This is a genomic window from Parasphingomonas halimpatiens, from assembly GCF_036663795.1.
Taxonomy (GTDB): Bacteria; Pseudomonadota; Alphaproteobacteria; order Sphingomonadales; family Sphingomonadaceae; genus Sphingomonas.
In genome coordinates this window covers 98,502-123,716 of record NZ_JAXOJP010000013.1, presented here as the reverse complement: position 1 = coordinate 123,716, position 25,215 = coordinate 98,502, and the positions used below count along the sequence as shown (strand labels likewise).

19 protein-coding genes are annotated in these 25,215 nt (G+C 66.6%); 9 read left to right on the top strand and 10 right to left on the bottom strand.

Going from position 1 to position 25,215, the window contains the following annotated elements:
- Positions 1-229 precede the first annotated feature (229 nt).
- Positions 230-1,462, bottom strand: a complete 1,233-nt coding sequence (locus tag U1839_RS14700; protein WP_332804357.1) for a polyhydroxyalkanoate depolymerase — start codon at positions 1,460-1,462, stop codon at positions 230-232.
- 133 nt (positions 1,463-1,595) lie between these two features.
- Here U1839_RS14700 and U1839_RS14695 point away from each other — a divergent pair, with 133 nt between their 5' ends.
- Positions 1,596-3,383 carry an ABC transporter transmembrane domain-containing protein gene (locus U1839_RS14695; RefSeq protein WP_332804356.1) on the top strand — a complete coding sequence of 596 codons (1,788 nt, stop codon included), beginning with the start codon at positions 1,596-1,598 and terminating at the stop codon, positions 3,381-3,383.
- Between the two features lie 113 nt (positions 3,384-3,496).
- Positions 3,497-4,651, top strand: a complete 1,155-nt coding sequence (locus U1839_RS14690) for a saccharopine dehydrogenase family protein (RefSeq protein WP_332804363.1) — start codon at positions 3,497-3,499, stop codon at positions 4,649-4,651.
- 41 nt (positions 4,652-4,692) lie between these two features.
- On the opposite strand, the gene U1839_RS14685 is transcribed toward U1839_RS14690, so the two are convergent.
- The 6 genes from U1839_RS14685 to U1839_RS14660 form a co-directional block, all read right to left on the bottom strand.
- Positions 4,693-4,986 carry a hypothetical protein gene (locus tag U1839_RS14685; RefSeq protein ID WP_332804355.1) on the bottom strand — a complete coding sequence of 98 codons (294 nt, stop codon included), beginning with the start codon at positions 4,984-4,986 and terminating at the stop codon, positions 4,693-4,695.
- The gene (locus tag U1839_RS14680) at positions 4,983-7,298 is read right to left on the bottom strand and encodes a ribonuclease R family protein (RefSeq protein ID WP_332804354.1); all 2,316 of its coding nucleotides are present in this window, start codon (positions 7,296-7,298) and stop codon (positions 4,983-4,985) included. The genes U1839_RS14685 and U1839_RS14680 overlap by 4 nt, the downstream gene beginning before the upstream one ends.
- Positions 7,299-7,401: 103 nt before the next feature.
- Complete coding sequence (locus U1839_RS14675) at positions 7,402-10,215, bottom strand: TonB-dependent receptor (RefSeq protein ID WP_332804353.1); 2,814 nt, start codon at positions 10,213-10,215, stop codon at positions 7,402-7,404.
- Positions 10,216-10,407: 192 nt separating this feature from the next.
- Entirely contained in the window at positions 10,408-11,475 is a 1,068-nt protein-coding gene (locus U1839_RS14670; RefSeq protein ID WP_332804352.1) for an acyl-CoA dehydrogenase family protein, read from the bottom strand.
- 116 nt (positions 11,476-11,591) lie between these two features.
- Positions 11,592-12,809 carry an acyl-CoA dehydrogenase family protein gene (locus U1839_RS14665; RefSeq protein ID WP_332804351.1) on the bottom strand — a complete coding sequence of 406 codons (1,218 nt, stop codon included), beginning with the start codon at positions 12,807-12,809 and terminating at the stop codon, positions 11,592-11,594.
- A gap of 94 nt (positions 12,810-12,903) precedes the next feature.
- The gene (locus U1839_RS14660) at positions 12,904-13,443 is read right to left on the bottom strand and encodes a hypothetical protein (protein ID WP_332804350.1); all 540 of its coding nucleotides are present in this window, start codon (positions 13,441-13,443) and stop codon (positions 12,904-12,906) included.
- 98 nt (positions 13,444-13,541) lie between these two features.
- On the opposite strand from U1839_RS14660, the gene U1839_RS14655 reads away from it, so the two are divergent.
- Together U1839_RS14655 and U1839_RS14650 are read left to right on the top strand one after the other, a co-directional pair.
- Positions 13,542-14,288: an HAD-IIB family hydrolase gene (locus tag U1839_RS14655; RefSeq protein ID WP_332804349.1), complete on the top strand. Its 747-nt coding sequence runs from the start codon at positions 13,542-13,544 to the stop codon at positions 14,286-14,288.
- Between the two features lie 77 nt (positions 14,289-14,365).
- Positions 14,366-15,589, top strand: a complete 1,224-nt coding sequence (locus U1839_RS14650; protein WP_332804348.1) for an MFS transporter — start codon at positions 14,366-14,368, stop codon at positions 15,587-15,589.
- A 208-nt stretch (positions 15,590-15,797) separates the two neighbouring features.
- Here U1839_RS14650 and U1839_RS14645 read toward each other — a convergent pair whose 3' ends face one another.
- Both U1839_RS14645 and U1839_RS14640 read right to left on the bottom strand, forming a co-directional pair.
- On the bottom strand, positions 15,798-16,622 hold the full coding sequence (locus tag U1839_RS14645; protein WP_332804347.1) for an SDR family NAD(P)-dependent oxidoreductase: 825 nt from the start codon (positions 16,620-16,622) through the stop codon (positions 15,798-15,800).
- Positions 16,580-17,194, bottom strand: a complete 615-nt coding sequence (locus U1839_RS14640) for a glutathione S-transferase family protein (RefSeq protein ID WP_332804346.1) — start codon at positions 17,192-17,194, stop codon at positions 16,580-16,582. Before U1839_RS14640 ends, U1839_RS14645 begins: the two co-directional genes overlap by 43 nt.
- An 83-nt stretch (positions 17,195-17,277) precedes the next feature.
- Here U1839_RS14640 and U1839_RS14635 point away from each other — a divergent pair, with 83 nt between their 5' ends.
- The 5 genes from U1839_RS14635 to U1839_RS14615 all read left to right on the top strand — a co-directional run bounded on the left by U1839_RS14635 (position 17,278) and on the right by U1839_RS14615 (position 22,437).
- Entirely contained in the window at positions 17,278-18,816 is a 1,539-nt protein-coding gene (locus tag U1839_RS14635; RefSeq protein ID WP_332804345.1) for a class I adenylate-forming enzyme family protein, read from the top strand.
- Entirely contained in the window at positions 18,813-19,589 is a 777-nt protein-coding gene (locus U1839_RS14630; RefSeq protein ID WP_332804344.1) for a thioesterase family protein, read from the top strand. The genes U1839_RS14635 and U1839_RS14630 overlap by 4 nt, the downstream gene beginning before the upstream one ends.
- Positions 19,590-19,730: 141 nt before the next feature.
- The gene (locus U1839_RS14625) at positions 19,731-20,279 is read left to right on the top strand and encodes an EF-hand domain-containing protein (protein ID WP_332804343.1); all 549 of its coding nucleotides are present in this window, start codon (positions 19,731-19,733) and stop codon (positions 20,277-20,279) included.
- Positions 20,280-20,371: 92 nt separating this feature from the next.
- On the top strand, positions 20,372-21,091 hold the full coding sequence (locus U1839_RS14620; RefSeq protein WP_332804362.1) for a response regulator: 720 nt from the start codon (positions 20,372-20,374) through the stop codon (positions 21,089-21,091).
- Positions 21,092-21,129: 38 nt separating this feature from the next.
- Entirely contained in the window at positions 21,130-22,437 is a 1,308-nt protein-coding gene (locus tag U1839_RS14615) for a sensor histidine kinase (RefSeq protein WP_332804361.1), read from the top strand.
- A 229-nt stretch (positions 22,438-22,666) separates the two neighbouring features.
- On the opposite strand, the gene U1839_RS14610 is transcribed toward U1839_RS14615, so the two are convergent.
- The gene (locus U1839_RS14610; RefSeq protein ID WP_332804342.1) at positions 22,667-25,075 is read right to left on the bottom strand and encodes a GH92 family glycosyl hydrolase; all 2,409 of its coding nucleotides are present in this window, start codon (positions 25,073-25,075) and stop codon (positions 22,667-22,669) included.
- Between the last annotated feature and the right edge of the window lie 140 nt (positions 25,076-25,215).

Genomic DNA, 25,215 nt, shown 5'->3' with positions numbered 1-25,215 from the left:
GCTCGCTTATGCCGCATGGGTCTGCGCTCGCCTCGGCGGATGGACCGGCTACTACGGAAAACCCGGCCCGGTCGTCATGCTCAACGGATGGCTCGAAATCCAGGCCGCTAAACGTGCAATCCAAACCCTCGGATACCAGACCAATGTGTGAATCTGGTAGCCCTCCCACAAGGGGAGAGGGAAACGACGCAACTCCGATGTGACAGCCCGATGCGGGAGGGGATCACGCTCAGGCGTGCGTCGCGATCCATTCCTCGACGACCGGCGCGATAATGTTGCGCCACTTGCTGCCGTTGAAGATGCCATAATGCCCGGCACCCTCGGCCATCAGATAACGTTTCTCGCTGTCGGGCAGGTTGGTCGCCAGCGTCAGCGCCGCTTTGGTCTGGCCGAGGCCGGAAATATCGTCGCGCTCGCCCTCGACCGCCAGCAGCGCGATGTCGGTAATCGCGGCGGGATCCACCACGCGGCCGCGATGCTCCATGATGCCCTTGGGCAGGGCGTGGTCCTGGAACACCACGTCGATCGTCTGGAGGTAGAATTCGGCGGTCATGTCGCAGACCGAGCGATATTCCTCGTAAAATTCCTTGGTCGCGTCGGCGCTCTCGCCGTCGCCCTCGACGAGATGTTTGAACATCTCGTAATGCGACATCATGTGGTTGCCGAGGTTCATCGACATGAAGCCGGCGAGCTGCAGGAAGCCGGGATAGACCCGGCGCCCGGCACCGGGATAGCTTGCCGGGATGGTTGCGATGACGTTCTGCTCAAACCAGGCGTGCGGCCGTTCGGTCGCCAGCGTGTTGACCGCGGTCGGCGCCTCGCGCGTGTCGATCGGTCCGCCCATCAGCGTGAGCGTCGCCGGGCGATGCGGGTGCTTGTCCGCGCTCATCAGCGCGGCGGCGGCGTAGCAAGGCACCGAGGGCTGGCACACCGCGAGCAGGTGCGGGCGGCTACCGTCACCGGCCTCGCCGATCAGCGTCAGGAACTCGATGACATAATCGACATAGTCGTCGAGATCGAAGCTGCCGTCGCTCAGCGGCACCTGCTTGGCATCGCGCCAGTCGGTGATGTAGACGTCCGCGCCCGGCAGCATGCGCTCGACCGTGCCGCGTAGCAGCGTGGCATAGTGCCCCGACATCGGCGCGACGATCAGCAGTTTCGGGCCGCCCGCCACACCGTCTTTTCGGAAATGCTTTAGCTGGCCGAACGGCTTGCGCAGCGCGACCTCCTCCACGACCGCGACGTCGCGGCCATCGACCAGCACATGATCGATGTCGAAGGCGGGCTTGCCGCGCGGTGCCGAGGCATGCGCGAAGACCTCCAGCGCCGAGGCCATTACCGGGCCGCCACCGAAATAGGCGAAGGGGTTGGCCGGGTTGTTGAGCATGCCGGCACTGAAATTGGCCAGCGCGCTGGCACCGGCCAGCATCGAGCGCTGCAATTCATAGGCGTTATAGAGCATGGATACTGATTTTCCGAAAAAGCGTCATCGTCCAGCCTAACCCAAATTATGTGCGATGCAACATAATGCCATTATAGCGGCGATCGGGTTAAGGCGTGTTGAGGCCCGCCCCCGCGCCTGCTAGGCGCTCCCCATGGCCGAAACCGTACCCGCGTCGCCGCCCGAACCCGTCAGCAAGCGCAGCCTGAGCAACCTGCGCATGGTGTGGGACGCAGCGAAGCGTTATCCGCGCCAAATCGCCTTCGCCTGGCTGTCGCTGATCGTCACGTCGGTCGCGACGCTAACTATCCCGTGGGGTTTCCAGAAGGTCATCGATCGCGGCTTCGGCCACGGGAGCAATGGCTCCGTAGCCCCGTGGTTCCATCTGTTGCTCGGCGTCGTGGCGATCCTTGCGCTGGCGACGGCGGTGCGTTTCTACTTCGTGTCGTGGCTCGGCGAGCGGGTCGTGGCCGATATTCGCGGCCGAGTGCAGAGCCATTTGCTGACGTTGGCCCCACGCTTCTTCGAGGACAATCGCCCCTCCGAACTCGCCTCGCGCATGACCTCCGATACCGGACTGATCGAGCAGGTCGTGGGGACGACGGTTTCGGTCGCGTTGCGCAACACTTTCACCGGCATCGGCGGGCTGATCTACCTGTTCACGCTGTCACCCAAACTCGCCGGGCTTCTCGCGCTGGGGATTCCTGTAATCATCATGCCGATCGTCGTGCTTGGTCGCCGCGTGCGCACTTACTCGCGCACCTCTCAGGACCGCGTCGCCGACGTCGGGTCGATCGCGGTTGAGACGCTCGGCGCGATGAAAATCGTTCAGGCCTTCGGTCAGGAGTCGCGCGAAGCGGCGCGATTCGTCGCGGCGGTCGATGCGACCTTCGTCGCCGCCAAACGCCGCATCCGGCTGCGCGCGATGATGACCGCGCTCGTCATTGGTCTCATCTTCGGCTCGATCACCATGGTGATCTGGGAAGGCGTGATCGACGTCCAAGCCGGCCGCATGACCGGTGGCGCGATTTTTGCCTTCGTGCTGACCGGCGGCTTCGTCGCCAGCGCCTTCGGCTCGCTGACCGAGGTCTATGGCGATCTGCTGCGCGGCGCGGGTGCCGCCGGCCGGCTCGCCGAGCTGCTGCGCGAGGTGCCGGAAATCCGCGCGCCCGCCAACCCGACCGCATTCCCCGTGCCGGCGCGCGGCGCGATCGCGTTCGAGCATGTCGAGTTCCGCTACCCCAGCCGCCCCGACGCACAGGCGCTGCACGATTTTACGCTCTCCGTCGCGCCGGGCGAGACGGTCGCGGTGGTCGGCCCGTCGGGCGCTGGCAAGACAACCCTGTTCCAGCTGATCCAGCGCTTCTACGATCCGCAGGGCGGCCGCATCCTGATCGACGGCGTGCCGTTGCCCGAGGCCGACCCGGCGGCGATCCGGCAGCGCATTGCGATGGTGCCGCAGGAGACGGTGATCTTCGGCGCCTCGGCGCGCGACAATCTGCGCTATGGCGACTGGGGCGCGAGCGACGAGCGGCTATGGGCGGCGGCCGAGGCGGCCAACGCCGCCGAATTCCTGCGCAAGCTGCCCGAGGGGCTCGATACCTTTCTCGGCGAGAGCGGTGCGCGGCTGTCGGGCGGCCAGCGCCAGCGTGTCGCGATCGCCCGCGCGCTGCTGCGCGATGCGCCGATCCTGCTGCTCGACGAGGCGACCAGCGCGCTCGACGCCGAGAGCGAACAGCTCGTCCAGCAGGCGCTCGACCGGCTGATGGAAAACCGCACCACGTTAGTCATCGCCCACCGCCTCGCCACGGTGCGCGCGGCGGGGAAGATCATCGTCATGAACGACGGCAAGATCGTCGAAAGCGGCACGCACCAGACGCTGATCGGCGAGAGCGGCCTCTACGCGCGGCTGGCGAGTTTGCAGTTCAACGAAGCGGCGTGATTTACTTCTCCCCTCCCGCTTGCGGGAGGGGTCGGGGGAGGGCATGGTCAAGGATGCCACGAGAGTAGGATAGGCCCTCCCCTAACCCCTCCCGCAGGCGGGAGGGGAATATGATGGCCCGCGAGTACGACATCATCGTCTATGGCGCCACCGGTTTCACCGGACGGCTGGTCGCCGAATATCTCGTCCAGACCGGCGCGCCGCGCTGGGCGATGGCCGGGCGGTCGCTGACCAAGCTGGAGGAAGTGCGCGGCGCGATCGGCGCACCCGCCGACACGCCGCTGATCACCGCCAATGCCGACGATCCCGCCAGCCTGCGCGCGATGTGCGAACGCGCCACCGTTATCATCTCGACCGTCGGCCCGTACCAGCTCTACGGCAACGACCTCGTTGCCGCCTGCGCCGCGACGGGCACCGCCTATGTCGATCTGTGCGGCGAACCGGCATGGATGCGCCACATGATCGACGCGCACCAGGACGCGGCGCGAGCGAGCGGCGCGCGCATCGTCTTTTCGTGCGGCTTCGACTCCATCCCGTTCGATCTCGGCGTGCTCGCCGTGCAGAACGCGGCGAAGCAGAAGTTCGGCAAGCCCGCGCCGCGCGTGAAGTGCCGCGTGCGCAAGATGCAGGGTGGCTTCTCGGGCGGCACGGCGGCGAGCCTGAAGGCAACGCTGGCGGCGGCGGCGAAGCACCCCTCGATCCTCGGCCTGCTCGTCAACCCGTTCGCGCTCGCGCCCGGTTTCGACGGCCCGAGCCAGCCCAAGGGCCTGCTGCCCGAATATGACCGCACGATCGAAGCCTGGGTTGCGCCGTTCATCATGGCGCCGATCAACACCAAGAACGTCCACCGCACCAACTTCCTGCTCGGCCACCCCTATGGCGCGGACTTCGTCTATGACGAGATGATCGTCGCCGGGCTTGGCGACATCGGCAAGGCGGCGGCCGAGGCGATCGCCAGGATCAACCCCCTCGCCAGCGACAAGGGCCCCAAGCCCGGCGAAGGCCCCTCCAAGGAGGAGCGCGACAATGGCTATTACGACATCCTGTTCATCGGCGAGATACCCGATGGCGGCCGGGTCGAGGCGGTGGTCACCGGCGACCGCGACCCCGGCTATGGCTCGACCAGCAAGATGATCGCCGAGACCGCCCTGTGCCTCGTCCATGACGTCGCCGGCGAGGGCGGCATCTGGACGCCCGGCGCGCTGATGGGCGAGGTGCTGATCAAGCGGCTCGAGGCCAATGCCGGGCTGAGCTTCCGCGCCGGCTGACGCACGTTACGGCGTCGGTCGCCAGACCGGATTGACTTACGTCAGCCGCGATAGAGCAGCAGCATCAGCGCGGCGAGGGCCAACGCACCGAGTCCGATCGGCACCGCACGACGCTCCAGCGCGTCGCGTTGCGCCTGATAGGCGGCGACATGCAAATAGAAGCGCCCCGGCGCTGCCTCGACGACGGCGCCACGCCGGCGCAGTCGCGCGAACAACCAGCTTTCGACACGTCCCTCTGGTCGATAGGGAATAGCGGTCGTCGGCGTCAGCGCACCGCGCGTTACGAGCGCGTCTGCTACCCGGTCCCGCACGGCGATCCGCACGGGCGCGTTCACCGCTTGCGCCCCTGGTGCCGGATATTGGCCGGGCGGCCGCGCCGCTTGATCTCGCGGTGCGGCTTCTTGCCCGGCGTCGCGCGACCGCGGCTCGCCGGCGCATCGACCAGTTCGAAGCGCAGCGCGCCGGTCACCGGGTTAGCCTCGGCCAGCCGCAGCTCGAGCCGCTGGCCGAGCGCGAACTCGGTCCCGCTGCTCTCGCCGGTCAGCGTGCGCGCACCCTCGTCGAAGCGGAAATATTCGGTGCCGAGGTCGCGCACCGGCAACAGTCCGTCGCCGCCCACACCTTCCACCGTCGCGAAGACGCCGAAATTGACCACGCCGGTGATCCGCGCCGACACCGTCTCGCCGATCCGCTCGGCGAGGAAGGCCGCGACATAGCGGTCGATCGTGTCGCGCTCGGCCTCCATCGCGCGGCGCTCGAGCGTCGAGATGCTCTGCCCGATCTGTTCCATCGCCGCGGCCTCGCCCGCGCTCAGTCCGCCGGGGCCGAGATTATAGGCGGCAACCAGCGAACGATGGACCAGCAGATCGGCATAGCGCCGGATCGGCGAGGTGAAATGCCCGTAACTGCCCAGCGCCAGCCCGAAATGCCCCGCATTGATCGGCGCATAATAGGCCTGGGTCTGGGTACGCAGCACCTGCTCCATCACCTGCGGGCGGAAATCGACCTCGCCGATGCGGTCGAGGATATGGTTGAAGGTCCCCGGGCGGATGACCTGGCCGAGCGCGAACTCGACCCCGAAGGTGGCGAGATAATCCTTCAGCGCGATCAGCTTCTCGCGGCTCGGCGGCTCGTGCACGCGGTACATCACCGGCGCCTTCTTCGCCTCGAGCGCCTTGGCCGCCGCGACATTGGCGGCGATCATATAATCCTCGATCAGCTTGTGCGCGTCGAGCCGTTCGCGCGGCGCGACCGACATGATGCGGCCCTTCTCGTCGAGCACGACGCGGCGCTCGGGCAGGTCGAGGTCGAGCGGCGCACGCGCCGCGCGCGCCTTGTACAACGCGCGCCAGCACGCCCAGAGCGGCTTGAGGATTTCCCTTAGCTCCCCCTCCCGCTTGCGGGAGGGGGTTGGGGGGTGGGCGCCCGGTCCGCCGAGGTCACCGTCGGTGGAGGTCGGGAGCCCAGCCCCAACCCCTCCCCCGAAGGGGAGGGGCTCATCATCGATGATCGCCTGCGCGTCCTCATAGGCGATGTTCGCCGCGATCCGCACCACCGCACGGGTAAAGCGCCAGCTCTTCAGAGCGCCGCCCTTGCCGATCCGCAAATGGCAGACCAGCGCGGCGCGATCGGCGCCCTCCTTGAGCGAGCAGACATCGGCCGAAAGAATCTCGGGCAGCATCGGCACGACGCGGTCGGGGAAATAGACGCTGTTGCCGCGCCGCCGCGCATCCTTGTCGAGCGCCGAGCCGGGGCGGACATAGAAGCTGACATCGGCGATCGCGACGATCGCCTGCCATCCGCCTTCGTTGGCCGGATCGTCGTCGGGCGCCGCCCACACCGCATCGTCATGGTCGCGCGCATCGGCCGGGTCGATCGCGACGATCGGGATATGGGTGAGGTCGTCGCGTCCCTCGCCCAGCGGCTGTTGCGCCACCTGCTCCGCTTCCTCGATCGTCTCGGGCGCGAAGACGTCGGGAATGCCGAGCTTGTGGATCGCGATCAGCGAGAAGCTACGCGGCGCGAACGGATCGCCGAGCCGCTCGGTCACGCGCACGGTGATGCGCGGCGGCCGCCCGGCCTTTTCCGCCAGCACGAGATCGCCCGGCTCGGCACCGCCGGCGTCGGAGACCTGGAAGTCGCGCCGCTCGCGCTTCTCGACGCCCTGCAGCCACAGCCGACCGCCTTCCTCGTGCAGCACGCCGAGCACCAGTTCCTCGCCGCGCGCGAGCTGCTTCATCGGGTGCGCGATCCAGCCCTTGCCGGCCTCCTCGGTGCGCGCGAGGATGCGGTCGCCGACGCCGAGGCTGCCCGACTTGCGCTCGCGCACGCGCAGCCGCGGTGCCGGCGTATCGGCTTCCCAGCGCTCGGGCACCGCCCAGATCGTGCCGCTGTCATCGGCATCGACGATGCGCAGCACGGTGACCTTGGGGAGGCCTCCCAGCTTGTGGAACGCACGACCGCCGCCGCCGTCGATCAGCCCCTCATCGGCCATGTCCTTGAGCTGCGCCTTGAGCGCGATCTTTTCCTGCGCGGTCAGGCCGAAGGCGCGCGCAATTTCGCGCTTTCCGGCGGGCACATCGGAAGAAACGATGAAATCGAGAATCTGCTGCCGGGTAGGCAGGCCGGCAGGGGGGCGTTTGGGCATGACGGGACGTTACCCGCCGGACGCGCCAATGTCATTCCCGTGAACGAGAAAGGGGCGCAGCGCTTATCGCGCCACGCCCCCTGCCCTTATGCTGGTGTGCGGATCAGAACTTGCCGCGGATCGTCACGCCGTAAGTACGTGGCTCGGCGAGGAAGGCCGAGAAGATCTGCGCGCCGCCCGGATATTTCGCGTCCGGGGTGAAGGTGGCGTTGGCACCCCCTGCCTGGAACGGCGAGCTGAAGGCGACCTGCGTGTACTGGGCGTTGAGGATGTTCTGCCCCCAGAACTCCAGTGCCCATTTCGCCCCCGGGCCACGAATGCCGATGCGGGCATTCATCACGAAGAAGCTGTCCTGCTCCTTTTGCGGGAACAGGTCGGATCCCGAATTATAGTCGCCCGACAGGCGCCCATCGACATAGAACAGACCCGACAGGCCGCTCGAACCGAGTGGCGGCGTCCACGTCACTGCCGTGGTCACGACGGTTTCCGGTGCGTTCGACAGGTTGTCGCCCGGCAGTAGCCGCAGCGCCGGGTCGAGCGGCGCGCCGCTCGAATTGCCGACGAGGTTTTTGGCATATTTGGTGTTCGAGTAGGTGAAGCCGGCATTGACGGTGAAGTTACGCACCGGAGTGATCGACGCCTCAAGCTCGACGCCCTGCGAGATCACGCCGGCCGTCACGTTGCCGGCCGCACAGGCACCTGAAAGTGCCGCTGGGTTCGAACTTGTTGCTGTTGGCGCAAGGTAGTTTGCATTGCCTGCATTTACGCTCTGATCACGATCAGCGCCGGCCAGGTCTGTCTTGCAGCCATTGATGTTCTGCACGAGGAAGACCGAGCCGTTGAAGGTGTTGAGCTGGAAGTTCTTGAACGCCTGGTGGAACGCGGCGACGTTCAGGCTGAAGGTCGGCGACGAATATTTCGCACCGATTTCGAAGGCGGTGTTGATTTCCTGCGCGAACTGCAGGTTCTTGACCAGCGCTTGCGCGCCACCGGCAGCGGCGAAGCTGCCGATCGGGCTCTTCAGCGCCGAACGGTCGAGGTTGAAGCCACCCGCCTTATAACCACGTGCATAGCTGGCATAGGTCAGCAGGCGCGGTGTTACCTTGTAGGACAGGATGCCGGTACCGGTAAGCTCGCTCTCGCTGCGCTGGTCGTTGATCGACACGCCGTTGAGTTCCGAGGTCGAGTTGCCCTGGCAGCTCAGGCCGATCAAACCGCCCGCTACTGCCGCGAGCCCGGCGTTGCTGAGGAACGGCGACAGCGCCGCCTGCTGCGCCGGGCACACCGTATTGTTGTTGCCGAACAGCGCATTCAGCTTCTTGGTCTCATGCGTCCAGCGCAGGCCCACGGTCAGCTTCAGACCCTCGGTGATCTCGAAAATGTTGTGCGTGAAGAACGCGTAATTCTTGCTGTTCTGGTTGTAGACCGAGGTCGTCTCGCCGACATTGTTCATCGTATCGAGGCGGTCGAACGCCGCAAGGATGGTAGACGTCGCGCCCCCGAACTGACCCGCACCACCATTAGCGGCAATAATTCCGGCGCGCGCAGCAGGGCTTATGCAGCCGGACGAGGTCGGGTCAAACGCGCCGGCTAGGCTACCGCCATTGATGATTCGGCAAGTTGCGAAACGGCCATATTGCGAACCGAAGCGCAGATTGTCGCGCACCTGCAGATCTTCATTGGCGAAGAACGCGCCGACCAGCCAGTCGAGCTTGCCGCCGATCGCCTCACCCTGCAGTCGCAGTTCCTGTGAGAAGGTCTTGAATTCGCGACGGCCCGCGTCCGGCCCCGGGGCGCGGTACAAGATATCGACATAGCTATAATCGGTATCCGACGCCTGATAGTTATAATAGCCGCGATAGGCGGTGATCGAGGTCAGCTTGGCGCTGCCGATAGTGTAATCGACCTGCCCCGACACGCCCCAATCCTGCGTCTTGCCGTTATAGCTGCGGCCCGGCGAGACATAGAGGTTGCGCGAATAGGGGTTGCTGAAGGCCGCGACCGGCTGGCCGAGCCGGGTCAGGACGGGGATGATCGAGTTGGCATTGGTCAGCAGGTTCAGGTTCGCCGGCGCGATCGTCTGGTCGATATAGGCTGCGGCGCAGCAATCTTCGTTCCGCTTGGTATAATCCGCCAGCAGACGGATCGTCAGGTCGCTCGACGGCTGAAACAGCAACTGGCCGCGCAGGAAGAAGCGGTTGCGGTTGTTGATGTCGGTGTTGTTGGTCACGTCGCGATAGAAACCGTCGCGCTTGACGTACACACCGTCGATCCGTGCGCCGATCGTATCGCTGAGCGGGACGTTCACATTGCCGTCGACGCGAATGAAATTGTAGTTGCCATAGGTCGCCGAACCGCCCGCGCTGATGCGGTTGAGATCGGGCATCTTGCTGGTGATCGAGATGATGCCGGCCGTGGCGTTGCGACCGAACAGCGTGCCCTGCGGACCGCGCAACACTTCGACTCGCTCAAGATCGCCCAACTCGTTGAGGCCGATGCCCGACCGCGAACGATAAACGCCGTCGATGAACACCGCGACCGAGCTTTCGAGACCGGGATTGTCACCGACGGTACCGATACCACGCAGACGGGCCGAGCCATTGGCTTCGTTGCCGGTCGAGGACACCTGCAGCGACGGCGCGATCTGCGCGAGCTGGCGGATGTCGCTGGCGCCCGACCGCTCCAGGCTGGCGGCGTTGATCGCCGTCACGGCCAGCGGCACGTTCGACAGGACCTGGGCGCGGCCCTGCGCCGTCACGATAACATCCTGGCTGGTGTCGGGCGTGTCCTGCCCGTCCTGCGCGGCGGGCTGGGTCGCCGGCTGCGCAGCAGGGGCTTCCTTGGCCATCGCAGGAGTGGCCAGCGCGACCGCCAGCGTCGACAGGGCACACATCGAAAGAAAACGCGAGTTCAGCATGATCCTCTCCCCACGGGCGTGACATTGCTTGCCACCGTACCGAAGGATCGAATTGCCGCGCTATTGACCTAGCGTCAAGCGCCGAACCGCCGCGTTAAGACCGTATCTTTTGGGCTGTTGCCAAAATGACAACATCCTAAAAGCTCCGGATCGGCCAGAACGCACTTTCAAATTCCGGGAAAGAAAGACGATTCAATACCCATTCAGGCGCGCGAAGCGCTCGCGGTGATAGGCCGCGTTGCCCCACATCGTCTGCAGCACCGCCGCACGCTTCATATAGAGGCCCGCATCATGCTCGTCGGTCATGCCGATGCCGCCATGCAGCTGGATCATCTCGCGACTGGCGAGGTGCAGCGTGTCGCCGGCCAGCGCCTTTGCCAGGCTCACCGCCTGGTCGATGTCGGAGCGGCCGGCATCGATCGCCTCCAGCGCGCCCTCGACTGCCGAGCGCAGCAGTTCGAGCTCGGTGAAGATCTTCGCCATGCGGTGTTGCAGCGCCTGAAAGCTGGCCAAAGTCTGGCCGAACTGGACGCGCGTCTTGAGATAGTCGTTGGTCGTATCGAACGCCTGCAGCGCCATGCCGAGCATCTCGGCACAGGTCGCGGCGGTCGCGCGATCGATGATCTTCGCGGTCAGGTCGATGCCGCCCAGCCGGGTCGCCGGCGCGTCGGCAAAGCTGATCGCGGCGTGGCTGCGCGCATCCGCCATATGGCGTGTCGAACGCGTCACGCCCACGTCGCCGGCGACGAGGTAAAGCCCGTCGGTTGCCGCCACGACGAACAGCTGGGCGCTGTCGCCTTCCGCGACGAACGCCTTGGTGCCGCTGAGCTTCCCGCCCGTCACCGACGCGGCGATCTTGGCCGGGTTGTGCACGGGCCCTTCGTCGATCGCGAGCGTCGCGACGACCTCACCTGAGGCGATGCCGGGCAGCCATTGCTGCTTCGCCGCCGCATCCTCGCCCAGCGCGATGGCGATCGCCGCGACGGCGGTCGACGCCAGCGGCGTGGCGACGAGATTGCGACCGAGCTGTTCGAGCACCAGCCCGAGCGAGAGAAAGCCGAACTCGGAACCGCCATAGGCTTCCGGCACGACGACACCGGCCCAGCCCATTTCGCCCTGCGCGCGCCAGGCATCGGCATCGTATCCGGCCGGCACGGCGGCATTGCGCAGCTTGCGAAAGGCGGTGACGGGCGCCTCGTTGTCGGCCCATTCGCGCGCCATGTCGCGCAGCATCACCTGTTCGTCGTTGAGTACGGCCATCGTCGTTTCCCTGCCCAAATCTCTTGCTGTGTCGGGGAAAGGCGCGTGGAGCCGGCTCTGCGACCGGTCCCCACGCCACCCCCTCTCCGCCCTCCTCCTGCGAGGGCTAACCGTGATTACTGGTGATCGAGCATCCCGAGGATGCGCTTGGCGATCACATTGTTCTGGATTTCGCTCGACCCGCCATAGATCGAGACGGCCTTGCCCCACAGCCAGGTGCGGGTTTGCGCCAGCTCGGCCTCGCTGAAGCCCTCGCCTTCCCAGCCCAACCCGTTCATGCCCATGATCTCGATCCCGAGCTCGGCTTTGTCCTGGGTGATGCGCGCGCCGACATTCTTCATGATCGAGGTCGTCGCCGAGGGGCCCTGGTTCGACTTTGCCTCCAGCGCGGCGCGGCGCAGCGTCAGCGCGAAGGCGCGGCTGTCCATGTCCTGCCGCACGATGCGCATGCGCAGATCGCTGTCGGCGATCTTGCCGTCCTCCTCGCCGCGATATTGCTTGGCGAGCTGCGCCAGCGGCGTACCGCCGAACAGCCGCGCCGCGGTCGACCCGCCGCCCGACAGATTCTGCCGCTCGTGCTGGAGCAGGCGCTTGCCGATCGTCCAGCCCTCGCCTTCGCGCCCGACGAGATTTTCCTTGGGGACTGCGACATTGGTGAAGAAGGTCTCGCAGAAGGGCGACGAACCCGAGATCAGCCGGATCGGCTTCACCTCGACGCCCGGCGAGGTCATGTCGATCAGCAGGAAGCTGATGCCTTCATGCTTTTTCGATTTGTCGGTCCGCACCAGCGCAAAGCATTTGTCGGCCCATTGCCCGCCCGAGGTCCAGGTCTTCTGGCCGTTGACGAGATAATGGTCGCCCTTGTCCTCGGCGAACATCTGCAGGCTCGCCAGATCCGATCCCGCGCCGGGCTCGGAATAACCTTGGCACCAGCGCACCTCGCCCCTGGCGATGGCGCGGATATGCTCCTGCTTTTGCGCCTCGTTGCCGTATTCGAGCAGCGTCGGGCCGAACATCATCACGCCCATGCCGCCGATCGGGTTCCACGCGCCGATGCGGTCCATCTCCTGCTGCAGCACGCGGGCCTGCGCGCGGTCGAGCCCGCCGCCGCCATAGGCTGCCGGCCAGGTTGGCACGCCCCAGCCCTTGTCGCCCATCGCCTTTTTCCACGCGGCCTCGTCGGCGGAGAGGTCGGTCGGCCCCTCGATTGCCGACATCGCATTGTCCTTGCCCTTCAGCGCGGGTGGGAAATGCGCTTCGAGCCACGCACGCACGTCGGCGCGAAAGCTCTCAAGGGCGTCGGCGGGGCGGTCGAGATCGGCGGCGGTCGCCATGGGCAGCTCCTGCGAGGAATCCGATTCTGAATATCGGGTATGGTGGCGCCATTGCACAAATCGCCGCGCGCGGAAAGCCCCGTCTCAGGTCGAGCTAGCTCATCCATCGCATGACAGACGCGACGATTTTCCAGCGCTGACCCACATGGCGGAGGGCTAGCGTCTGGCCGCTGCCACAAAGGGGACAAATGTCGTTCACGTCGATAAACACCGTTTGGCTCGCAAAAGCGGGCGCTGAAACAACCAGCGTACGCGAGCATGACCGGTCATGATCGACCAGGCTCATTTCCGGAGAAAGGCTTTCGGGCGGGATATAGTGTCCGACGATCGGCCGGCGAAGATTGCTGATCAGCGAGCGCCAGTCACCTTGTATCAAGCGCAAGGCAGCCTTGTCCTTCCCCGCGCCGATCCAATCGGTGCCTTCGATCAGAGACTCGCGAATGCCATCGGCGGCAATCGTCGGCGCAAAGTCGTCCGGCTTCTGTCGAACGCACAATCCGGGGCTTCCGGCAAAACTGCCCAGCACCACCTGATATATCTGCCGCTCGATTTCCGGATCATTCGTCGGGTCTGCCGCAGATGCGCTGCCGGGCGCCATCAAGGCCAGCGCGAGGAGGGCGATCCATTGCGACATGATGTCAGGCTGAACTTATCGTCGTCGCATTGCAACGCCCATGCGCGTCGTACGTTCGGGCTGGCGTTCGCCCTCCCCATCTGTGAGAACCAACCGCAATGAAAAAACTGATCGCCTTCGACATGGACGGCACGCTGGCCGAGAGCAAACAGCGTATCGACGACGAGATGGGTGCGCTGCTCGCGCGGCTCACCCGCCTGACGACCGTCGCGGTGATCTCAGGCGGCGACTGGCCGCAGTTCGAAAAGCAGCTGGTCGGCGCGTTGCCCGCCGATGCGGTGCGCGAGAACTTCATGGTCATGCCGACCACGGGCACCAAATTGTTCCGTTTCGAAAATGATGCATGGACGCGCGTCTATGCCGAACTGTTCAGCGACGCCGAGCGCGCGCGCATCCTCGACAGCCTCAACAAGGCGGTCGACGAGGCCGGCATGCGCGTCGCCGAGCCCTATGGCGAGCAGATCGAGGATCGCGGCAGCCAGATCACCTTCTCCGCGCTGGGCCAGCAGGCACCGCTCGCGGTCAAGGACAAATGGGATCCCGACGCCGCCAAGCGCCAGACCTTGAAGGCGCTGCTCCATCCGATGCTCCCGGGCTTTGCGATCAACATCGGCGGGTCGTCGTCGGTCGACATCACGCGCGAGGGTGTCGACAAGGCCTATGCGATCGGCAAGCTCGCCGAGGCGACCGGCATCGACCGTAGCGCCATGCTGTTCCTCGGCGACGCGATCTTCCCCGGCGGCAACGACTATCCGGTCAAGGCGGCCGGCATCGACACGGTCCGCGTCCGCGACGTCGAGGAGACCAAGCGCGTGATCGAGGCGGTGTGCGCGTGGCTGGGGTGACGCACCGCCGCTAGCCGGAAGGCGCGCGGTGGCGGGTGGGTTTGCACGGTCGGAAAAGCCGTGCAACACACCTGCCCATGCCTCGCTTCTCGCACCCCGCCGTGCCGATCGCGCTTGCCGCGGTGTTGATCGACACGATCGGCTTCGGCGTCGTGATTCCGGTATTGCCGGCGCTCGTCACGCGGCTCGGCCATGTCGATCTGGCGCACGCCGCGACGATCGGCGGCTGGCTGCTCGCCACCTTTGCGATCACGCAATTCTTTGCCGGGCCGATCATCGGCAATCTCGGCGACCGGTTCGGGCGCCGGCCGGTGCTGATCGCGGCGATGCTCGCCTTCGGGATCGACTATGCGCTGATGGCCTGGGCGCCGACGCTCGCCTGGCTGTTCGTCGGGCGCGCCATCGCCGGCGTTGCCGGTGCGATCTACGCCCCCGCCGCGGCGATGATTGCGGACGTGACCCCGCCCGAAAAGCGCAGCGCGACCTTCGGCATGATCGGCGCAGCGTTCGGCATCGGCTTCATCCTCGGCCCCGGGCTCGGCGGGCTGATCGCCCAGTTCGGGCCGCGCGCGCCATTCATCGCGGCGGCGGCCATGGCGCTGGTCAATGCCGCGGTGATGACGGCGATCGTGCCCGAAACGCTGGCGCGCGAGAATCGTCGCCCGTTTCGCTTGCGCGATGCGCATATCGTCGGTGCGTTCCGCCCATTGTTCGCGGCGGGCAAGGCCGGGCCGTTGCTGCTCGCCTGGCTGCTCTGGCAGCTGGCGCACAATGTCTATTACGCCACCTGGTCGTTCTGGGCGGCGATCACCTTCGGCTGGGACAGCACGGCGATCGGCTGGAGCCTGGCCTTTTCCGGGCTGGTCATGGCGGTCGTCCAGGGCGGGCTCAGCGGCAAGGTCATCGCGCGGATCGGCGAGCGACGCGCGCTGGTGGTCGGGCTGACCTCGGACACGTGCGTGTTCCTGCTCTTCGCTTTCGCCCGGGCCGGGTGGCAGGCCTATGCGCTGTTTCTGCTCGGCGCCTGTTCGGGCTTCGTCTTTCCCTCGATGCAGGGGCTGTTGTCGCGGATGGTCGATGCGACGCGGCAGGGCGCGCTGCAGGGCGGCGTATCGAGCATGGGCAGCATCGTGATGATCGTCACGCCGCTGATGATGACCAACGCGCTGGCGATCGGCACGCGGCACGGCTTCCCCGGCGCGGCCTTCCTGCTCGCCTCGCTGCTGGCGGGAATCGCGCTGGTCATCGTCGTCACGCGCGTGCTGCGCCAGGTCTCGCCGCCAGCGACGGCGCCGGCGTAGGACATCTAACGATACATCTAAACCGTTCGTGCTGAGCCCGTCGAAGCACTGCTTTTTTCTCTGTACGGTCGGAGAGAAGAACAGCCCTTCGACAGTGATCAGGTGGAAACATCCCCCGGATGTTTCCAGCCAAATCCGGGGGATTTGGCGACCTGATTCACCAGGGCGAACGGCGATAGAGGTTGATCCAGGATTCACGCCCTGCGCGCTAAATCTCCCGCCCCGGGCGGCGCGACAGGCCAACGTCGAGATGCGCGCCGGCGTCGACCAGCATCACCTCGCCGGTCACCGCGCGCATCGCCGGGTCGAGCAGCATCGTCACCGGGCCGGCAATGTCGTCCGGACCCGCGGCCAGCGCCATCGGCGTCGCAGCGGCGATGCGTTGGTTGAGTTTCGCGAAACCCTCCTCGCCGAGGCGCTTCTCGAACCAGCCGGTGCCGACATAACCCGGCGCCACGGCATTGACGCGGATCGCCGGGGCGAGCGCGCGGGCGAGGCTCTTGGTCATGGTGATCAGCGCGCCCTTCGACGCGGCATAGGCGACCGACGAGCCGATGCCGAACACGCCGGCAACCGAAGCGACGTTGACCACCGCGCCGATGCCGTTCGCGCGCAGCGCCGGCGCGCAGGCACGGATCATCTGGAACGGCGCGATCGTGTTGAGCCGGTAGATATGGATGAAATCCTCGGCCTGCAGCGCATCCATGTCCTCATGGTTGGCGAAGGTCGTGCGGCCGGCATTGTTGACCAGGAAATCAACCCGCCCGAACGCCGCCTCCGCCGCAGCAGCGAGCGCGCGGCATGCATCGTTCTCGACGATATCGGCCTGGACCGCGATCGCCATGTCGCCCAATTCGGCGACGAGCGCCTCGGCGTCTTCGCGGCTCGAGGCATAGTTGACGACGCAGCGCACCTCGCGCGCGACCAGCGCGCGCACCACCGCGGCACCGATCCCGGTGCCGCCCCCGGTAACGATGGCGACGGCGCCCTTCATGCCGCGGCGCTCGGCCGGGCGGAGACGCGGTCGTGCCACGCGCGCAGCGCCTCATATTCTTCCGGCACCGCCAGACCGATAAAGGCGGCGAAATCGATCGTCGTCAGCAGCACGATATCGGCCATCGAATAGCGCCGCCCGTCGAGAAATTCCTGCCCGTCGAGCGCCTCGTCGAACTCGCCCATCACGGCGTGCGCGCGGTGGCGCTGCGTCTCGCCGAATTCGGGAAATTGCGGCTTCACGACGCGCGCGGTGAAAGGGTGGGTGTGGAGCCAGACCAGCCCGACCGGGACCATCAACCGCATCTCGACACGGCGGGTCCACATATCGACCTCGGCAATGTCCTGCGCGCCGATCCCGAATAGCGGCGGCTCGGGGTGCAGCGCCTCGAAATAACGGCAGATCGAGATGCTCTCGGTCAGCACGGTACCGTCGTCGAGCGCGAGGCTGGGCGTCTGGCCTAGCGGATTGACCTTGAGATAATCCTCGCCGCGATGCTCGCCGGCGGGTATCGAGACCTGCGCGGTCGGCACGCGCATGCCCTTTTCCGCCAGGAAGATGCGGACGCGGCGCGGATTGGGCGCCGGATTGGCGGAATTATATAAGAGCATCGCGACCCTCTCGCTATCGTTCGAACGTGAATTTTCGAACATCGCGTATGGCATTTCGGAGACGGCTCGCCTAGCGGACTGTCATGTCCGACCTCGATTCCGCGACCATGCTCGCCGGTGATTTCGCCACCCTGCCCGACCTGATCCGGGCGTACGCGCGCGAGCGCGGCACCAAGGAGGCGCTTGTCGCGAAAGACGGCGCGCTCGATTATGCCGCGCTCGACGCGCTGATGGATCGCATCGCCGCGGCGCTGCAACGCGATGGCGTGGCGCAGGGCCAGGCCGTCGCGATCGTCGCGGGTTCCGGAATCGAGTATGGTGCTGTGTTCCTCGGCGCGCTGCGTGCCGGCTGCGTCGCCGCACCGCTGGCGCCGTCCGCCACGGGCGCGGCGATCGCGGCGATGATCGCCGATTGCGGCGCGCCGATCCTGTTCCTCGACGGCGACGCCGCACAGACGCTCAAGCCGTTCACGCTCGACACGCGCGTCATCCGGCTCGACACCGACGCCTTCGCCAAGTGGCTCGCGCCCGAGGGGGCACGCCCCGCGCCCGTGACGATCGCGCCGGAAGACGGCTTCAACATCATCTACTCCTCGGGCACGACGGGGACGCCCAAGGGCATCGTGCAGAGCCACGCGATGCGCTGGGCGCATATCAGCCGCAACGCCAATGCCGGCTTCGGCGAGGCGGTGACGATGATCGCGACGCCGCTCTATTCGAACACCACTTTGGTCAGCTTCCTGCCGACGCTCGGCTGGGGCGGCACCGCGGTGCTGATGAACAAGTTCGATGCGCGCGGTTATCTCACGCTCGCCGCGCGCCACCGCGCGACGCACACCATGCTCGTGCCTGTACAATATCAGCGGATCATGGCACTGCCCGACTTCGCCAGCTTTGACCTGTCGAGCTTCCGCTTCAAAAGCTGTACCAGCGCGCCCTTCTCCGCCGCGTTGAAGGCCGATGTGCTGGCGCGCTGGCCCGGGCTGCTGATCGAATATTATGGCATGACCGAGGGCGGCGGGACCTGCCTGCTGGTCGCCAACCAGTTCCCCGACAAGCTCCACACCGTCGGCCGCCCGGTCGAGGGCCATGACATCCGGCTGATCGACGAGGCCGGCAACGAGGTGGCGCAGGGCGAGACCGGCGAGGTGGTCGGCCGATCGCCGGCGATGATGACGGGCTATCACGGCCGCAGCGAGGCGACCGCGGCGGCGGAATGGTTCGACGCTGACGGCAACCGCTATATCCGCCACGGCGATATCGGCCGCTTCGACGCGGACGGTTTCCTGACGTTGCTCGACCGCAAGAAGGACCTGATCATCTCGGGCGGGTTCAACATCTACCCGGTCGATCTCGAAAACGTGCTGGCGCAGCATCCGGCGGTCGCCGATTGCAGCGTGATCGGCGTGCCGTCCGAGGCATGGGGCGAAACGCCGGTCGGCTTTTATGTCGCGCATGCCGAGGCGAGCGACGATGCCGCGACGATCCTCGCCTGGGTCAATGCCCAGCTCGGCAAGACGCAGCGGCTGTCGGCCTTGCATGCGATCGCCGAGCTGCCGCGCAGCGCGATCGGCAAGGTGCTCAAGCGCGAACTGCGCGACATGCTGACGGAGGCCGCATGACCGCGCTGCGTGACATCCTTGCCGAAGCAACGCCGATCGAGGGCGGCTTTCGCACCGCCATCCCGGCCGACTGGCTGCAGGGCCGCACCGCCTATGGCGGGCTATCGAGCGCCTTGGCGCTGCATGCCGCGCAGGCCGTGGAGCCCGACCTGCCGCCGCTGCGCAGTGCGCAGGTATCGTTCATCGGCCCGCTGTCGGGTGACATCAGCGTCACCGCAACGAAGCTGCGGCGCGGGCGCAACGCCGCCTTCATCCAGGCCGATATCGTCTCGGAGGCCGGGCTCGGTTTTCGCGCGACCTTCGTGTTCATGGCCGACCAGGCGTCTAGGGTCGATTTCGACGGCGGCACGGCGCATCCCTTGCGGCCACCGTCGCCCGACACCAAGGTCTATACCGGGCCGGACGAATTCTTCACCGGCAACTTCAATTTCCTCGACCTCAAGGCGGAAGCCAAAAGCGAGGCCGAGTGGCTGCGCTGGGCGCGGCTGCGCGACCATGCCGGGCTCGACCCGATGGTCGAGCTGCTGGCGGTCGGCGACGCGCTGCCGCCGGCGGCGTTCCGGTTGTTCGGTAAGGAGCCGGTGCCGATCAGCTCGCTGACCTGGATCGTCAACCTGCTGACCCCGACCCCGGCGACGACCGATGGCTGGTGGCTGCTCTCCGCCGTCACCGAGCGCGCGCAGCATGGCTGTTCGAGCCAGGTGATGACGATGTGGAATGCCGATGGCGAGCCGGTCGCGCAGGGCATGCAGAGCGTCGCCCTGTTCGGCTGAACGGTTCATCGCCGTCATGGCACGGCGCGACACTTTGCGACACTTTATCGGGTTGATGACACAGGCCAGCGACAGCTAGGCGGCAGAGCGACATGGCATGAGGCGCGGAACGGCCGCGCCCATCCCATGAGGATTTTTGGCATGAGGAAGTTTCTGCTCGCCGCCGCGCTTGCCGGCACGACGATCGCCGGCCTGGCCTATGCCCAGACCGCGCCCGAAGCGCCGCGTGCGCCGGCGGCGCGTGGCATGGCGCGTGCCGATAGCGATGGCGATGGCCGCATCTCCAAGGCCGAATTCATTGCGCGCGCCGACACGCGCTTCGCCAAGCTCGACAAGAATGGCGACGGCCAGCTCTCGCCTGACGAGATGCCGCAGCGCCCCGCCATGGCGCCGCCTGCCCCGCCGCCCGGCGCCGACGCCCCGCCGCCACCGCCGCCTCCTGGCGCCGGCGGCCCGATGCGCGAGAAGATGCGCAGCCGCATGATCGACCGGCTCGACACCAATCATGACGGCATGATCAGCCGCGACGAATATCGCGCCCAGGCGGCCGAACGGTTCGACCATATGGACAGCAATCATGACGGCTTTGTCGACGCGAGCGAGCGCGCGGCGATGCGCGATCGCATGGGCGGCATGATGCAGCACGGCGGCGACACACCACCGCCGCCACCACAGAATCCTGGCCAGTAATCCCCCTGGTCAGGTAGCCGGGCGGGCACTCCCCCCTCCTCGCCCGCCCGGCATATCCCCATGAGCATTCCCGCATGCTAGACGCCCCGACGATGGGAGACATGCCGCATCTGCTGCTGGTCGATGACGAGCGTTCGATTCGCGAACCGCTCGCCATGTTCCTCGGCAAGCAGGGCTTCCGCGTGACGCAGGCGGGCGACGCCGAGGCCGCGCGTACACGGCTGTCGGCCTATGCCATCGACATCGTCATCCTCGACATCATGATGCCGGGCGAGGACGGGCTCAGCCTGACGCGGCACATCCGCGAGACGAGCGACATCCCCGTGATCCTGCTCACCGCGCGAAGCGAGGAGACCGACCGCATCGTCGGGCTCGAAATGGGCGCCGACGACTATGTCGTTAAGCCCTTCTCGCCGCGCGAGCTGGCGACACGCGCGCGGGTCGTGCTGCGCCGCGCGGCCAATGGCGGTGTGCGTCAGCATGCCCCCGACAGCGCCTCGTACAGCTTTGCCGGCTGGCTGCTCAAATCGGGCGAGCGTGCGCTGATCGACCGCGAGGGCGTGTCGGTGCCGCTGTCTACGGGCGAGTATAACCTCCTGCTCGCGCTGGTGACGCGGCCGCGCCAGGTGCTGACGCGCGACCAGTTGCTCGACCTGACGCAGGGCCGCGAGGCGGCGGCGTTCGACCGTGCGATCGACAACCAGGTCAGCCGGCTGCGGCGCAAGATCGAGGCCGACCCCAAGGTGCCGGAACTGATCAAGACAGTGTGGGGCGGCGGATATACGCTGGCGGCCGAGGTCAAGCGGCTGTGAACCAAATCCGGCTGTGGCCGCGCAGCTTCTCGGGGCAGATGGCGTTGCTGATCGCCGTCGCGCTGTTTGTCGCACAGGGCATCAACTTCACGCTGCTGCTGGCCGAGCGGCGCAATGCGCAGATCGACGCGGCGACCGGACCGGCGGTGGCGCGGATCGCCGATGCGCTCGAGCGCGAGGCGGCGGGCCGGCCGATCCGCGTCGAGGGCGGGCGCGTGCAGCGCGCGACCACCTCACCGGTGCTGCCGGGCGGCGAACACCGTGTCGATGTCGAGCGCGCGCTGGTCGGCGCGCTGGCCGAGGCGGGGGTCAAGGCCGGGCGCATCGAGACCGAGGTGCGGCCGATCCGTCCCGACGACCCGCGGCTGCGCCACCTGCCGCCGCGCCGCGTCGAGCGCATGATGCGCGTCGGCGGCGAACTGATCATCGCGGTCGAGGAGCCGGGCCATGGCTGGCTCGTCACCTCGACGCCCTGGGCGCGGAGCGACGCGCTGATCGTGTGGCGGCTGATCTGGCAGACATTGGTGCTGTACGTCATCGTGCTGGTGCCGGTGGTGATCGTGACGCGCCGGCTCGCCGCCCCCTTGCGCGAACTGGCGAGCAACGCGCGGCGCTTCCGCCCCGGCGGCGAGGGCCCGCCGGTCGAGGAGCGCGGCCCGCCCGACGTGCGCGCGGTGATCGCGGCGTACAATGCGCTCAGGCTGCGCGTGACGGCGATGCTCGACGAGAAGGACCGCATGCTCGGCGCGATCGGCCATGACCTGCGTACACCGCTGGCGGCGCTGCGCGTGCGGATCGAATCGGTCGAGGACGAACAGGATCGCGCCAAAATGGCCGACACGATCGCCGAGATGAACCGTACGCTCGACGACATATTGTCGCTGGCACGTCTCGGCCGCCCGAGCGAGCCGCTGACCGAGGTCGATCTGGCGGCACTGGTCGATGCGGTGGTCGAGGATTTCCGCGATCTCGACGCCGATGTCAGCTTTACCGAAGCACCGCGGCTGAGGATGTGGCTGCGCCCGTCGCTGATGCGCCGCGCGATCCGCAACTTGATCGAAAATGCGATCAAATATGGCGGCGGCGCCGAGGTTGCGCTGGAGAGCGCGGCGGGCAGCGTCGCGATCATCGTGTCGGACAATGGGCCGGGTATTCCCGAAGAGCATATGGCCAATGTGTTCGAGGCGTTCACGCGGATCGAGACATCGCGCAACAAGGACACCGGCGGGATCGGCCTGGGGCTGGCGCTGGCAGGGGCGATCGTGCGCGAGGCGGGCGGCGACATCACGCTGACCAACCGGGCGGCGGGTGGGCTCGAGGCGCGGATCGTGTTGCCGCGCGGATGAAGGACTCGTGCGGGAGGACATCTGCCCCCAGCCCGTTCGTTTCGAGCGAAGTCGAGAAACCTGGCGGAGCGCGTGTTGCCGTTTCTCGACTGCGCTCGAAACGAACGGGTTAAACTGAAGCCATCACCCTCCATGTGCTCCTGCGCACGCAGGAGCCCAGGGTTCGGGGCGCAGCGCTGGTGGCTCTGGGTTCCTGCGTGCGCAGGAACACGGAGGGGGGAAGCACCTCTCACCGGTACGGCGTCATCGAATAGGGGCGGTCGGCCGGGGCGGTGGCCCAGCTGCGGTTGGGCGTCGCCTGCATGGTGAAGCGCAGCTCGCCGCCGGCCATGATGTCGCTGTGGCGGATGAAGCCGTGCGGCAGAGTCCTGCCATTGAGTGTGAGGTTGCCGATGTAGCGACGGCCCTCGGACAGGCCGTCAGCGACAATATGGAAGTGCTTGCCATTGGGCAGATTCAACGTCGCTGAATCGACGAACGGGCGACCGATGACATATTCGCCCGAGCCCGGCGTAACGGGATAAAATCCGAGCGACGTAAAGAACAGCCAGGCCGACATCTGGCCGAGATCGTCATTGCCGGCGAGGCCATCGGGGGTCGGTTTGTACTGGCTGTCGACGATCTGCTTCAAGCGCTCCTGCGTGCGCCACGGCGCGCCGGCATAAGTGTAGAGATAGGCCACGTGGTGGCTCGGTTCGTTGCCATGGATATACTGGCCGATCAGCCCGGCAATGTCCTCGGCATGGCTGTAATCGACCTTGGAATTATCGAAGTCGAACATCGCGTCGAGCTTCTTCACCGTCGCCGCATCGCCGCCGAGCAGGCGCACCAGCCCGCCCTGATCCTGCGGCGCGAACCACGAATATTGCCACGCATTGCCCTCGGTATAGTCGCTGCCGTAATTGATCGCGGTGGGATCGAACGGCACGCGGAAACTGCCATCGACCCTGCGTGCCCGGAGCCAGCCGGTCTTCGCATCGAAGCTGTTGCGCCAGTTGGCGGCGCGCTTGTCGAAGGTTGCAGCCACGTCGAGCCGGCCCAGCGCGCGCGCCATGCGGGCGATGGTCCAGTCGTCATAGGCATATTCGACGGTCTTCGACGCCGCCTCGGGCTCGCGGTCGATCGGCACGTAACCGAGCTTTATATAGTCGCTTAAGCCGCCGTACGGCGCGTAGCTGGCGCTGGCGACCATCGCGTCGAGTGCCTTGTTGGCATCGAAACCGCGCACGCCCTTGAGATACGCATCGGCGATGACCGGGACGGCGTGATAGCCGATCATCGTCCAGGTCTCGCGACCCTGATATTGCCAGACGGGGAGGATGCCGAACGGGCTGTCGTGCTGGCTGGCGAGCAGCGAGTTGACGATATCGGCATTGGTGCGATCGGGCTGGACGAGCGTGAGCAAGGGATGCTCGGCGCGGAAGGTATCCCAGAGCGAGAAGGTCGAGCGGAAGGTGAAACCCGTCGCCATGTGCACCTCATTGTTGGTGCCGCGATAACGCCCGTCGGCGTCGCCGGCGACGCTCGGCGCGAGTAGGCTGTGGTAGAGCGCGGTGTAGAGCGTGCGGCGCGTCGCCGGCGCGGCGCTTAGCGAGACCGCGCCGAGCGCTTGCTCCCAGGAAGCGCGGGTGCGCGCGCGGATGGTGTCGAAATCGCCGGGCTCGGCGGCGAGATTGGCGATCGCGCCGACCTCGTCGACGCTCGACAGCGCAACTTTGGCCTCGAGCGGTGCGGCGAGCTGGCCGAAATCGAGCCGGGCGACGAGCGCGCGGCCGGCGAGCATGGCGAGACCCTCGTCACCGCGGCCCGGGCCCTGGAAACCCTTATACGCAACATCGCTCTCGGTGCTTTTGAAGGCATGACCGGTGAGCGGCGCGGAGAAGCGCATCGCGAACCACAATTTGCGCGCCGGCGCCCAGCCGCGCGTCTCGCGCATGCCGGTGACGAGGCCGTCGGGGGTGACGCGGACCGAAGACCACAGGATCTTGCCGGGATAAGTGTAGAGCGAGGTGCGCAGATCGAGCACGAGATGCGCGGCCTTGCCCGTCGGAAAGGAGTAGCGGTGGACACCGATCCGCGTGCCGGCGGTGAGCTCGGCGCGGACGCCCGGATCGGTCAGCGTGACGGCGTAATAACCGGGATGCGCGACTTCATCGGCGTGGCTGAAGCGCGAGCGATAACCGCTGCCGGGCACCTTCGCGTCGCCGGGTTCGAGCGGCACGGTCGCGTCGTCGCCGATCGCGGGCATGACGAGGATATCGCCGAGATCGCTGTGCCCCGCGCCCGAGAAATGGGTGTGGCTGAACCCCTGGATCGTCGGGTCTTCGTAGCGATAACCCGCGGCGTGGCTGTAGCAGGCGCGGATGACGCAGGTCGTGTCGGTATCAGGCGAGAGCTGGACCATGCCGAACGGCGCGACGGCGCCGGGATAGGTGTGCCCTTCCCCACCGGTGCCGATGAAGGGATCGACCGCGTCATAAGGGGTGACGGCCGGTAAAGTATCGGCGGCGGGTGCGGTGGCGGCGAGCAGGAACAGCGGCAATGAAGCGAGCGCACCGCGCCAGTAACGGCGGAACGCTGCAGGCGTTTTGCGGGGTGAGTTAGCGCGGATTTTTTGACCGGCGAGGGATTTGGGCATCAAGTAACAACGCAACGATGAGGTCGGCGCGCGCGATGGGGACATGGCCATATCATCGAGCAGCGCTTCTGTCGGCGCAGCGTTTCGATCCATGCGCGGCGCTGTTACTTTGGACTTATGCGAATATTTATTGGAATATT